The organism is Rubrobacter aplysinae (assembly GCF_001029505.1).
Classification (GTDB): Bacteria; Actinomycetota; Rubrobacteria; order Rubrobacterales; family Rubrobacteraceae; genus Rubrobacter_A; species Rubrobacter_A aplysinae.
Map to the genome: position 1 here is coordinate 229,582 of NZ_LEKH01000002.1, position 12,927 is coordinate 242,508.

The following is a 12,927-nucleotide window of genomic DNA, read 5'->3' on the forward strand; positions in this document are numbered from 1 at the left end:
GGGAGCCGGCACGGGGCGGAATCTACGGGTGGCGGGAGGCTGGAGCTTCGGTAGGGCCTATCCTGGGTTAGGGCCCGGCACCGGAGACCGCCACGCAGGGCCCGCCTCGTCGTACGTCACGGGCTCCCGGTCAAGGTTTTCTCCGGCTCATCTTCCGTGGGCTCCTCGGAGACACCGGGGATCGTGACCAGGATGGCGTCCACGTCGGTGTCGCGCTGCTTGCCCCTGTACCAGTAGATGCCGAATATGACGAGGCCGACGGCCAGCCACGGGATGTAGATGGCGAGCGTCGAGAGCTCCCCGAAGTTTCCGGTGAATAACGCTCCCCAGTTCGCCGCTTGTGTGATGGTCCCGGCTGACCCGATTATCGCGACGGGGATGGTTAGATAGAACCACGCCCCCGGCTGAAAAGCGGCCTGAGAGGCCAACGAGTTCGCCTCCCGCCGCTTCAGGTAGAGGTAGCCGGCCGCCAGCGAGACGGCCAGGTATGCGATCAGGTAGCTGAACGTCGAGATGGCGATGATCTGGTTGACCCCACTAGACCAGAACGTGAGCGCGGAGGCGGCGACGTACATCGTGAGCAGCGACCAGTGAGGCGTCCGGAACCGCTCGCTAACCCGCGAGAACTGCTTGGGGAACACCTCGTCCCACGACCACGAGTACGGGATCTTGATGGCCGCGGCCATCACCGCGTGGACGGTGGAGGAGGTGGCGAGCAGACCTCCGACGGCGACGACGGCGGTGGCGTAGCCGCCGAGGAACGTGGAGGCGGCGGTCGCCAGCGGCTGCGTGGAGTCCGACAGCACGGTGTAATCGCTCACGACGCCGTAGATGACAAATGCCGTCAGCATGTACAGGACGATAAGGATGCCGGTCCCGCCGAGCATCGCCAACGGTAGGTTGCGCCCGGGATTTCTGACCTCCGCTCCAAACTGTGCTGCGATCTCGATGCCGAGGAACGCGAAAAACAGCGGGACGATGGCGGTGGTGAACCCGCCTAGCCCACCCGTGAAGAACGGCTGGTAGCTCGCGGTGTCTATGGAGAACATCCCCGGTATCACGAGCAAGAGGAGGGTGGCGATGAGGAGCCAGAACAGGAGGCTCTGCGCCACGCTATACCCTTTCACCCCGATGAGATTGATAACAAAGAGGACCGTCAGCAACCCGAACCCGGAGAGCACGGGAGGGACGCCGGGGAAGAACACGTTGAGATAGCTGCCGAACCCGAGGGCGACGACCGCGGCGGCCGCCATGTAGCCCAGCCACTTGGTCCAGGTAACGACGAACCCTAACAAGCGGCTGTTGAACGACCGCGAAACGAAGGTGTACGCCCCGCCCGCCGCGGGGAAGATGGTCGCCATCCAGCCGTAGTTTATGGCGACGGCCAGCGCGACGACGCCCAGCAGCGCCACCGCGAGGATCACGCTCGGCCCCGTAGTGCTGCTGGCGGTGCCTATCGTAACGAATAGCCCCGCCCCGAGCGTACCGGCGATCACGGTGGCGATGGCCCCCACCGGCCCCATGCTCCGCGAAAGGCTGTTATCCCTGCTCTCCGACTCCACGTACCACCTCCCCGACGATCAGGAACAGCCCGAAAGCATCCCCACCCGACTCCCGTATGCGCGCCAATGTACACGAAGGCTCACATAGTCGCAACGGATACGAAAATCCTACCCGCCCGGTCCCCGGCGCCCACCGGCTTGCCCCACGAGAGGAGGATGGCCGCCACCCCGGCCAGGCATCTGACTCTACGCGGGCCGGGACGATTCGCCTTAACGGCCCCCGAGCCTGCTTCTAGGAATGCTCCTCGACTATCCGTATCTCCTCGTCGGTGAGGCCGGCTCGTACACGAGGGCGTCTATCTGCCTGTCAGTCGCCGTGATTTGGTGCCCGATAACGGTCCGCTCCCGCTCGATCCTCGCCTCCGCCAATCTCTCGTGCAGCCCGAGAATCCGCTCCACCACATCATCCGAGGTCGAACAGCCTGCAAAGCTTCTCTTGTACCTCGTTCCACACGTCGGGCGGCAGTGAGCCCAGTTCGCGCCGGATCAAGGGCGCCGCCACCGTCATCAGGCGGTACAGCCGCAGCACGGAGACCACGCGCAAGCCCGTCTCGCCGTAACCCTGACGTTCAGGGTCCAGCACCACGTCGGTATCCAATGGTTGATCCGGCATCCGGCTGGTTATGAAAGCGAGGACCACGTGATCGTAAGGACCGATGGGGTCCGTCAGGCAGACCGCGGGCCGAACCTTGGAGGTGGAGAGATCGTCAAACGGGAATGGTAGGAGGACTACCTTACCCCTGGTCGCCAAAAGGCCGCCCGTCCTCCAGAGTGTAGATGTCCTCTTCGGCGTCGTGCAGAAAGCCGAATGCGGGATTGTTGGCGGCGGATCGGAGCCACTCCCCCTCTTCAGAAACTTCCGCGCTCTCCGATGCCTCCTCGGAGATCAGCACGATCACCCGCACCTTGCCGGAGCCACCGAACGGCAGCGGCTCGTCGAGATGCAGCCGCCGCTGCTCGTCTATGCTCCCAGTAACCTCGATGGCTCTAACAGCGCCCTCCACGGCGGTGCTCCTTTTCGGCTCTCTGGCCTGCATTATAGTCTCTCGTCTTCCATCTCTGAGTCGGCTGACTCTAGTCTAGCGAGTCGTAGCCTACTCGGCTATCCGTATCTCCTCGTTGGTGAGGCCGTACAGCTCGTACACGAGAGCGTCTATCTGCTTGTCGGTGGCCGAGATCTGGTGCCCGATCACGCGGTCCTCTTCGGCTCGATCTACCCTCTAACAGTCATTTATTCAGGTGCCCCACGCTCTCTGAGCCACGTGATAACCATCTGTTGCTTGGGGTCTCCGACCGTCTCATATAGCGAGCGTGCCCGACGGACGAGGGCAACGGCCTCGGTAAAATTTCTCGCTTCGATTAATTGCGCCAAGTTAAACGAGGCGTCTGCTTCTTCCTCAGGTGCACAGGCGTTGTGCGCAGAGACGACTGCGCGACGATAAAGGTCCTCGGCTCGATCCGGATGACCAAGACAATCCATAACGTTGCCCTTATCCATCAACGCGACGGCCAGCGACTGCTCATCGTTGTTTTCTTCGGCCCAGGCGATTACACGTTCAAAGTAGTCGATAGCCTCTTCGTACTCTTCTTCGTTCATACATAGAATGCCTAAGCTCAAGAGCGTCCTGTTGCACTCCAGATCGTCTCCAAGTTCCCCAAAGACAGAAGCCGCTGCCTTGAAAAATACCCCCGCCCGCCAGGTGTTTCCTGACTGCCGGTAAAAAATACCCAGCTTACGCAAGGTCCGAGCCTCGGTGTACGAGTCTCTATTTACACGGGAAACGTCTCGCGAGCCTTTGAAGCACCGAAGAGCTTGCTGGTGCTGGCCCGTTGCCGCATAACTTTCTCCTAAAGTTCCGAGAGCCTGGGATTCGGTGCGCCACTCTTCGATTTCTCGTGCTACTTCCAAGCAGCCCTGTGTGTACTCAATGGCCCTCGCGTAGTCACCGAACGAGTAGTAGGCTCGTCCGAGGTTGCCCAGGGCCGCGCTCTCTGCGGGACGATCCTCGTTGTTGCGGGCGTTGCGGAGGGCTTGCTCAAAGTAGGGAAGCGCACTGCGCGGGTCGCCGGCCATCGCGTGCGCAGCCCCCAGATTAGCCTTGTGAGCTTTCACATCTTCCTCGAATCCGAGCATCCCGGCAGCCTCGATCGCCTTTTCTATCCACCGAATGAGCTCCCGCGGCGGCAGCCGGATTAGAAAGATGTTGGGACCGGCGCTGGCGTATGCCGTGACAATCCGCGCGGCCTCTTCGTCCTCACACATGTGGGCCACCGCCCAGGCGTGGGCGGCGCGAATACAGTCGTAATCCTGGTTCAGGTCTTCCAGGGCACGCCGTTGTTCATCCCCACCCTGGTTGTAAGCCTCGTTGAAGTAGAAGATCTTGGTCTCGTAGTATCTCAGGCGGCGCAGTTGGAGCTCTCTAATGTTTGGTAGTTCGGCATCGTCTTCGATCATTGAAACAGCGAACGCGGAGAGCAGTGAGTGCATCTGGAATCGTCCGTTGCCGTCCGGTTCGATCAGGCCGCGATCCGTGAGGGCTCGCAGGGTCATGCGTGGGCCGGATCGCATATCCCACACGTCTTGCGCTGCCGGGATATCGAACGAGATCGGCCGGGGTGGGAAGACGCCGAGCATGGCAAACCTCTTGCGATATAGTGGTCTCAGCCGCTCGGTGCTTCTACGCAGCAACGCGGTGACAGTAACCGGCACCTCCTGCTCGGCGGCTTGCACGTAGGAAGGAGGGGCTTGTGCCGCGAGTAATCTCTTGCCCTCGCGCAGTTCTTCGAGCAGTTCCGGAACGTCCAGCCCTCGATAGGACTCTGCGGCGAGAAGGCCACCAGCGACCCGGATAGCCAGCGGTAAGCCGTCGAGTTCCTGCACCAGTTGGCCCGACTCTTCCAGATGCTCTGTTACGACGTCTAGGGCGAGTTGCCTCAAAAGTTCTAGCGACTCCTCCTTAGATAACACCCCGAGTCTGTAGATACCTTCAGTCCTCGGAGAGATCTCTTGCGCCACCCGACTGAGGCGGGTGGTGACCAGCGTGCCGCAGCGCCGGCTTCCTACAGCTAGAGAGGCAGCGTGTGCAGACTCCCAGACATCATCTAGTATTAGCAGCGCCCGCTTCTCGCGCATCGCAGCCGCCAGACGCGCCGAAGCCTCCGATACGCTCTCTGCATCCGACAAGTCTCCTGCGCCCAAAGCCCTAGCCCAGGTAACGAGAGTAGAGAGGATCTCAGGCTCCTGTCCGAGAGAGGCAAAGAGCACCCCGTCGGGGAACATCTCCTCTACCTCTCTGTCACAGGCGAGAGCTGCGGCGACCGTAGTCTTTCCGACCCCAGGCCAGCCATGAACCACGGTAAGCACCTGCACTGGTGCCGACGTCTCATCCTCGACGCCCGTTCTCAGGTTTTCCTTCAACTCGGCAAGATCGTTCTCTCTGCCGACGAACGTCTCAGGCAGGGCAGGAACCATGCCGAACATTGAAGGCACGGATGTCCTAGCCGCGGACTCTTCATAGAGCTCCCCGCCGAACTTGAAGTTTAGTTCGTAGCGATTGCCGGTCGCGACGTTCCCACGTATATCGCCGCCTGCACTAACGCTCCGTTCACCCAACGCGACGCTTCTTTTACCAGTGTCCTTCCCACGCCCTGATAGTAACCCCAACGCGGTGAGAATCAGGGTCAGCGGCCCGAAGACAAAGTAAGACAAGGATTCGCCATAAACATTCAACGTCCTTACGGTCTCCTCGTTCTCTCCGGCGGAGCGAACAACCGCTGGCACCCATCCCTCAGCCGTAACTCCCATAACCGACAGAACGGCGGCGAGCACCGCGCCAGCAAGCACTACCGCTCGTCTACTGTTCAGCCCTAACCTCCATGCAACAAGATGGCAGCAAGAAGACACTCAAGTGGATTTTGATTCATAACCACCCATCTTGACACTCGTTCTCTCGTGTACCAACAAACTCATGTAAGCATCTACTTTCGACTGCAAGAGTACCTCACCCTCGGCCCACTGAAGCACTTTCCCTAATAATTACGCGTATTGATGTGGGAACCCCCAAATCTAATGCATCACCGCCTCGACTATCTGGACCTCCTCGTCAGTGAGGCCGTATAGCTCGTACACGAGGGGAGTCTATCTGACGGTCGGTTGCCGTGATCTGGTGCCCGACGACCCTCCTCTCCCGCTCGATCTTCGCCTCCGCCAACCTCTCGTGCAGCCCGACCATCCGCTCGTGCCGCTCCGCGTTTGAGAAGTCTATGATTCTATCCTCTACAAAACTACAGAGCCCGTGGGCGGGCCCGTGGGCGGGTGCGCAAGCGCGGCCCCGGACACGCTAAAGACCCGAAACACCCGAAACGCACGAAAAAGCGTGGCGCCCGGACCGAAGCCCGCGCGCCACGCGTGATGATCTGGGTATCTAGGCTTCCGGTGCGGGGGCGGGCGCTCGGACCCGTCGCCCGGACGCCGGGCTTCCTGGTTACCCTAGTTGCCTCTAGTTGCCCTTCAGCTTGTCCATGAGGCCCTTCTTCTCGCCCTGGTCGTCGTCCTGGTCCGACTTCTGCACCTTGCGGAAGGCCCCGGCCTTCTTCGCCACGTCGGAGAGGCCCGGGACGTTGTCCTCGGCGGCCTTCGCGGCCTTCTCGGCGTGGTCCAGGTTCTCCTGTAGCAGGGAGGAGATCTCATCCCGCCCCTCCATCGGAGAGTCGTTCTCGTTCTCCAGCGACTGCACGCTGTTGATGATGCTGCGGTACGCGGCGGACTTGTAAAGCTCCTCTTTTATGATCGCCGCGTTTATGAGGATGTCGCGCACGGCTCCGCCTTCGGCCTCTCCTATGCCGGACTGGGCCTCGCTTATGAGGCCCTGCGTGGCCTGGCAGGTCTCGCGCTCCGGCTCCTCGCCGAGCTTCTCGAATACCTTCTCGATGTTCTGTATCCGCCGCTGGGACTCCTCGTGGTCCTCCTGCAGCGCGCTCTTGAGGTTACCGTCGTTGGCGCTCTCGGCCCTGTTCTCCCGATCCTCCTGGAGCCGGTGCTCGGCATCGTAGACGTCACCCAACTCGTGGACGAATACCTCGTACATGCTGCTGACAGCCATCCTCTACCTCTCTTCTAGCTTCTACGCTTCTTCCGCGTTTACGCGGTAATTTTACCCTCTACCAGCATTACCCAGAGGATCGGCGGCTCGAAACATGGCCCGGGGAGCAGATATCCCGGGCGAGGGTGCTTCTCGACCTTCTCCGGCTTCTTTACCGCACGGCGCCCTGCTCCCGGTCGCGGAGGAGCATCTGCCGCCCGATGAGCACCGCCGTCAGTGCGGCCACGGCCAGCAGAGCCGAGGTCATCCAGGCCGCACCATAGGAGAAGAGCGCGACCATTACCCCGAACAGGAGAGGTCCGGCGGCGGCCCCGGTGGAGGCCCCGGTCTGGGTGACGCCGGTCGCGGCGGCGGGAGCCTGCGGGTTCGTCTTTACCACGGCGAAGTTGAAGATCCCGGGCCAGCCCCAGCCGGCGACGAAGGAGATCACGGTCCCCGCCAAGATGGACGCCGGGCTCCCGACGGCGAGCAGCCCGAACCCGAGCGTCCCCACCCCGAGCATCGCCGCGACCAGCCGGAGCCGGCCGCTCCTCATCCCGTCCGCGAGGTGCCCGAAGAGCACCCGGACCCCGATACCAGCCGCGCTGCCTACCGCGAGCAGTATCCCCGCCTTCTCGGCCCGTATCCCGGAGGCTACGGAGGCCTCCACCAGGAAGCCCCCGAGCGGCGTCGCGGCTGCGGAGCCGAGGCCGACCCCGAGCGCGAGCACCGCCATCGGCGCGGCGCGCACGTCCCCGCCTCTACCCTTGGCTCCCCGCTCTCCGGGCGCCCCCGGGGCGTGCGCCGTCGCCGGGGCATCCCGGGGCACCAGGGCCGCCACGCACAGCGCGAGCGCCGCCGCTCCGACGTAGGCCCAGCGCCAGCCGACGGTAAGCGCCAGGGTCGGCACCGCGGCCCCGGCCAGCAGGGTCGCCGTCGGTATGGCGGACTGCTTGATCCCGAACGTGAGCCCCTGGCGGTGCGCCGGGACCTCGCGGGCCAGCGACAGGTTCGCCGCCGGTTGGGCGAGCGAGTTGCCGAACCCGCCGACCACCAGACAGGCCACGAGCGCGCCCCAGGACCCGGCGAGCACCGCGACCGCAAGCAGAGATGCGGCGCTCACCGTCGCGGCGAGCCGCATCCCGCCGTGGTAGCCGATCCTCTCTACCACCCTTCCGGATAGCACCGACCACAGCGCCGAGGAGGCGAAGAACGCCGCAACCGCGAGCCCGAGGTAGGCGGCCCCGAAGCCGAGCTCCCCCCGCACCTGAAAAGCGAGCCCCCCGGTGAGAAATGCCGGCAACACGCCGCAGGTGGCGACCGCCACCGCCAGCAGTACCGGCCGGTACCTTACCCTGATCCAGGCCCCCTGGCTCACGCCCTACCGGGCCCCACGATGGGCTCCCCGGCGTGCTCTAAAGGCCCTGCAACGTTCCAGAAGGCGTACACCCGACGATGATAGCACGGTCTCGCCGTCCCTCCCCCGCTCCGGTCCTCCCGGGCCGGCTCGGGAAAGCTCCGTTGCGGGCGGTGTGGGGCTGTGCAAGAATCGCCTCGGGAGGGGGCTATAAGAGGGGCAACCAGGAACGACGGGAAGGTGGCGCGTGGATTTCTACTACTCGGAGAAGGTACGGGAGCTACAGGAGCGGGTGGGCGTGTTCATGGACGAGCACGTCTACCCCAACGAGCCGGTCTTCCACCGGCAGCTCCGGGAGGCCACCGAGCGTGGCGAGCGCTGGAGCGTGCCGCCCGTCATGGAGGAGATGAAGGCACAGGCCAGGGCCGAGGGGCTATGGAACCTCTTTTTGCCCGATTCCGAGCTAGGCGCGGGGCTAACGAACCTGGAGTACGCGCCCCTGTGCGAGATCATGGGTCGGAGCCCAATTGGCCCGGAAGCATTCAACTGCTCCGCGCCGGACACGGGTAACATGGAGGTCCTGGACCGCTACGGCACCGAGAAGCAGAAAGAGCGGTGGCTCAAGCCGCTTCTGGAAGGTGAGATCCGCTCGGCCTTCTGCATGACCGAGCCGGACGTCGCCTCCTCCGACGCCACCAACATCGAGGCTTCCATAGTCCGCGACGGCGACGAGTACGTCATAAACGGCCGCAAGTGGTGGTCCTCGGGGGCCGGAGACCCGCGGTGTGAGATCTCCATCTTCATGGGCAAGACCGATTTCGATGCAGCGAAGCACGAGCAGCAGTCCATGATCCTGGTGCCCCTGGATCTCCCCGGCGTCCACGTCCGGCGTGTGCTGCCCGTCTTCGGCTACGACGACGCCCCCCACGGCCACGCGGAGATAGACTTCGAGGACGTGCGCGTCCCGGCGGAGAACATGCTCTGGGACGAGGGCAAGGGCTTCGCCATAGCCCAGGGCCGGCTCGGGCCGGGCAGGATACACCACTGCATGCGCCTCATCGGGGTCGCAGAGCGGTCGCTGGAGCTGATGTGCCACCGGGCCAACGAGCGCGTCGCCTTCGGCAAGCCCGTCGCCGAACAGGGCGTCGTGCAGGAGTGGATCGCCGACAGCCGCATGGAGATAGAGCAGGCCCGCCTCCTGACGCTGAACGCCGCCCACATGATGGACACGGTCGGCAACAAGGAGGCGAGAAGCGAGATCGCCCAGATAAAGGTCGTCGCCCCGAACATGGCGCTGCGCGTCATAGACCGCGCCATACAGGCTCACGGCGGCGGCGGGGTCTCCGACGACTTCCCGCTGGCGAGCTTCTGGGCGAACTCCCGCACCCTGCGCCTGGCCGACGGCCCCGACGAGGTCCACCGCGCCTCCGTCGCCAAGCAAGAGCTTAAAAAGCAGGAGCAAAAGCGGCGGCCCGCAAACCAGAAATCGGCGGCAGAGCGCGCCACCCGATAGAATTCTCTCTGGGATAAGGGAATCGGCTAAAAGGAGGATGCCGTGGCAGCGTCTGTGCAAACGGTAAACACGGTAGCGGGCGGGGTGTCTCCGGACGACCTCGGCAAGACCCTGATGCACGAGCACTTCATCTTCGGCTATCCGGGATATTACGGGGACGTGGGCTTCGGCGGCTTCGACCGCGACGAGCACATGCGCGTGGCGCTGGACGTGGCCGAGCGGGCCAGGGGAGCCGGGGTCCAGACCATCGTGGACGCGACCCCGAACGACTGCGGCCGCGACGCGGAGTTTCTAAAGGAGGCTTCGGAGCGCGGCGGGATAAACATCGTCTGCTCGACCGGCTACTACTACGAGGGAGAGGGCGCCCCGGCGTACTTCAAGTTCCGCTCCTCTCTCGGCGACGCGGAGACCGAGATCTACGAGCTGATGATGCGTGAGATCACAGAGGGCATCGGCGATACCGGAGTGAAGGCCGGCGTCATAAAGCTCGCCACGAGCAAGGGCGAGATGACGCCCTACGAGCAGATGTTCTTCAGCGCCGGAGCCAAGGCCCAGCGCGATACGGGCGTCCCGATCATCACCCACACCCAGGAGGGCACGATGGGCCCCGAGCAGGCCGAGTTCCTGATCGGGGCCGGAGCGGACCCCTCCCGCGTGGCCATCGGCCACATGGACGGCAACACCAACGTCGCCTACCACATGGCGACCCTGGCCCACGGCGTGAACATCGCCTTCGACCGCTTCGGCGTGCAGGGCATCGTCGGCGCGCCGATGGACGAGATGCGCACCGCCTGTCTCATAGGGCTGCTCGGCATGGGCTACGGTGACAGCATGCTGCTCTCCCACGACAAGGTAAACGTGTGGCTCGGCCGCCCCCTGCACTTCCCCGACGCCGTGCAGGAGCTACTCAGGAACTGGCACACCACCCACCTCTTCGACAACGTCGTGCCGAAGCTAAAGGACGCCGGCGTGCCCGAGAAGAGGATAGACGACATCTTCACCGGCAACGTGCGGCGGCTTTTCGGCGGTTGAGCCGGGCCGGAGACCACATCCCGGATAACGGCAGCAAGAACGACAAGAACGAGCTGCTCCTCGGCGTAAAGTACGAGGCGGCCCGGCTCGGCGGCGCGGGCGAGGGTACCGTGGCCGCCATAGAGGAGCAGGCGCGGGGCGAGATCGGCCCGGCCTGGGAGTCTGACGAGGGCTTCGTGGCCGGCCGCAACGCCGTCCGCGCCGAGCACGGCCTCGACCGCCTCGGCGGAGTAGCGGACCCAGCCTCCGCCCCGGCGCAAAAGCCCTGGCGGGAGAGGGTTAGACGGCTCTTCGGCGGCTGAGCAGAGCTTTGGTCGGCGTCCTCGAGACCCGACGCCGGAACCGTGGACCGCCACGTAGAGAGTCACGTCGAGAGTCACGTAAAGGGAACCCTCGTGTGGTGCCGCGCGCGGGCCTCCGGAGAGACTCCGAGAGGGTGGACGGCCCTCGTGCTCGAGGGGATGATAAACGGCTAGACTGGAGCCATCGCGCCAGCGGACGCTGGCGGAACGGGAGGATGAGACACCCGGCTAGCCGTTAGGCTCGACCTTGCTGGCGCTTTTGGCCCGGCGTCCGAGCCAGACGTCTATGAGGCCGACGATCAGCGCGAGGACGACGAAGGCAAGCGTGAGGATAAGGCCGGTGCTGATCGCGTCGCCGTAGTCGCCGCCGGAAGCGCCGAGGCGGCTGAAGAAGATGGCCCCGACCGCGGAGATCCCGATGGCGGTCCCGACCCTCTGGCCGGTCTGCTGCACCCCGGAGGCGGTGCCGCCCTCGGAGGGTGGGATCTCGCTGAGGGTAATGGTCTGGTTGGGCGAGATCACCAGCCCGCTGCCGAGGCCGGCGATCAACAGTGGCAGCGCGGTGGCCAGGCCAACGTGGGCGGGCTCCAGACGCAGCACGACGGCGGTGGCGGCGAGCCCGACGACCACGATCCCGAGGCCCGCGACCACCAGCGGCCTGCCGAACCGCGGCACCAGTCGGCCGCCGACCACCGAGTTCACGGCGGAGCCGACCGCGAACGGCGTTAGCGCGAGCCCGGCCGCCAGTGGCGAGTACGAGTGCCCCTGCTGGTAGTAGATGCTCAGGACGAAGAAGATCGAGGTGAACCCGGCGAAGTACAGCAGGATGAGCGTCGAGCCCAGGGCGTAGCTGCGGGTGCGCAGCAGGGCGAAGTCCACCAGCGGCTGGCCGTGCCGGCGCTTGGCCCGCCGCTCCCAGGCCACGAACGCCCCGAGCAGTACCGCGAAGACCCCGATCAGCCACCACGGCGCCGACGCCGGGCTCTGCTCGGCGATCACCAGCGGCAGCATCAAAGACACGACAGCCCCGCCGAGCAGCGCCGCGCCGATCACGTCGAGCCGCTGGCGCCCGCCGGGGGCCTCGTCCCGGGGCAGGAGCCGGAGGCCCAGCGCCAGCGCGGCGAAGCCGATGGGGACGTTTACCCAGAAGACGTAGCGCCAGCTCCCCTCCGACCCGAGCATCAAGAGCAGACCGCCGAGCAGCGGTCCTATAGCGGTGGAGATGCCCACGGTGGCCCCGAACAGCCCGAACGCCCGGCCCCGCTCGGAGCCGCGAAAGAGCTGCTGGATAAACCCGAGGACCTGTGGGTTGAGCATCCCGGCCGTCGCGCCCTGCAGAAGACGGAGGATCACCAGGACGATCGCGTTCGGCGCGAGGCCGGCCAGCGCGCTGGTGAGCGTGAACAGCGCCAGCGCGATCAGGAACATCTTCTTGCGGCCGTAGTCGTCCCCGAGCCGGCCCGCCGGGACCAGCACGAGACCGAAGGTCAGTGCATACCCGGAGACCACCCAGGACAGCTCGGCCGCCGACGCGTCGAGATCCCGCTGTATGGAGGGCAGGGCGACGTTGACGATGCTGACGTCGAGCAGGATCATAAAACCCGCGACCAGACACACCACCAGGGCACGCCACCGTCCGGGGTCGGGCTGCCGCGAGTCGCTCACCGGACGAACCTTACACCGGGCGACCCGCCGCGAGTCGTCATAAGAATTACTGGATGAACGATACTCTCAGCTCCATTTTGCTCGTCTTCTCGGCCTCTACCTCCTCGGACACCACCGACTCGGGCGACCGTGGACGCTGGCCCCGGATCGTAAGTCAACGCGCGGTAAGCCCTGGCGGCCCACGAGGACCCGGCGCTTTGCACCCGACTTACCCTCATCCGTAGGATTTGGTCCAGTACCGGAGCCCCCCGGTAGCGGCTACAGAAGCTGTAGTACATAAGCTATAAAACCTACCGAGGCCCGGGGTCAATCTATGTGGTTCGCTTCTGCCAGACGGCAGAGCAGGACCTTAGCAATTCTTCCCACACGCCGGCCGTATGCCGCTCTTTAGGACGAAGACGAGGCCCGTGGGTAT

Annotated in this window: 10 protein-coding genes; 3 read left to right on the forward strand and 7 right to left on the reverse strand. The window is 64.6% G+C overall.

Annotated elements, in window-relative coordinates; translation table 11 throughout:
• Positions 1-116: 116 nt before the first annotated feature.
• The 6 genes from ABD53_RS03475 to ABD53_RS03500 form a co-directional block, all read right to left on the reverse strand.
• Positions 117-1,523 carry an APC family permease gene (locus tag ABD53_RS03475; protein WP_047864464.1) on the reverse strand — a complete coding sequence of 469 codons (1,407 nt, stop codon included), beginning with the start codon at positions 1,521-1,523 and terminating at the stop codon, positions 117-119.
• Positions 1,524-1,965: 442 nt separating this feature from the next.
• On the reverse strand, positions 1,966-2,313 hold the full coding sequence (locus ABD53_RS03480) for a type II toxin-antitoxin system PemK/MazF family toxin (RefSeq protein ID WP_047864340.1): 348 nt from the start codon (positions 2,311-2,313) through the stop codon (positions 1,966-1,968).
• Entirely contained in the window at positions 2,297-2,599 is a 303-nt protein-coding gene (locus tag ABD53_RS03485) for a hypothetical protein (protein WP_047864341.1), read from the reverse strand. Before ABD53_RS03485 ends, ABD53_RS03480 begins: the two co-directional genes overlap by 17 nt.
• 194 nt (positions 2,600-2,793) lie before the next feature.
• Positions 2,794-5,406, reverse strand: coding sequence for a tetratricopeptide repeat protein (locus ABD53_RS03490; RefSeq protein WP_047864342.1), 2,613 nt, complete (start codon positions 5,404-5,406; stop codon positions 2,794-2,796).
• Between the two features lie 655 nt (positions 5,407-6,061).
• Entirely contained in the window at positions 6,062-6,664 is a 603-nt protein-coding gene (locus ABD53_RS03495; protein WP_084709253.1) for a YciE/YciF ferroxidase family protein, read from the reverse strand.
• A 151-nt stretch (positions 6,665-6,815) separates the two neighbouring features.
• Positions 6,816-8,021 carry an MFS transporter gene (locus ABD53_RS03500; RefSeq protein ID WP_053057629.1) on the reverse strand — a complete coding sequence of 402 codons (1,206 nt, stop codon included), beginning with the start codon at positions 8,019-8,021 and terminating at the stop codon, positions 6,816-6,818.
• Positions 8,022-8,247: 226 nt separating this feature from the next.
• On the opposite strand from ABD53_RS03500, the gene ABD53_RS03505 reads away from it, so the two are divergent.
• The 3 genes from ABD53_RS03505 to ABD53_RS03515 are packed head-to-tail and all read left to right on the forward strand — an operon-like array spanning position 8,248 to position 10,847.
• Positions 8,248-9,513, forward strand: a complete 1,266-nt coding sequence (locus tag ABD53_RS03505) for an acyl-CoA dehydrogenase family protein (RefSeq protein WP_047864344.1) — start codon at positions 8,248-8,250, stop codon at positions 9,511-9,513.
• Positions 9,514-9,555: 42 nt separating this feature from the next.
• Complete coding sequence (locus ABD53_RS03510; protein ID WP_235401280.1) at positions 9,556-10,545, forward strand: phosphotriesterase family protein; 990 nt, start codon at positions 9,556-9,558, stop codon at positions 10,543-10,545.
• A complete protein-coding gene (locus ABD53_RS03515) occupies positions 10,542-10,847 on the forward strand; it encodes a hypothetical protein (RefSeq protein WP_047864346.1) in 306 nt (101 codons plus the stop codon). The genes ABD53_RS03510 and ABD53_RS03515 overlap by 4 nt, the downstream gene beginning before the upstream one ends.
• Before the next feature lie 228 nt (positions 10,848-11,075).
• Here the strand turns inward: ABD53_RS03515 and ABD53_RS03520 are convergent, their stop codons facing one another.
• Entirely contained in the window at positions 11,076-12,512 is a 1,437-nt protein-coding gene (locus ABD53_RS03520; RefSeq protein WP_047864347.1) for an MFS transporter, read from the reverse strand.
• Positions 12,513-12,927 lie beyond the last annotated feature (415 nt).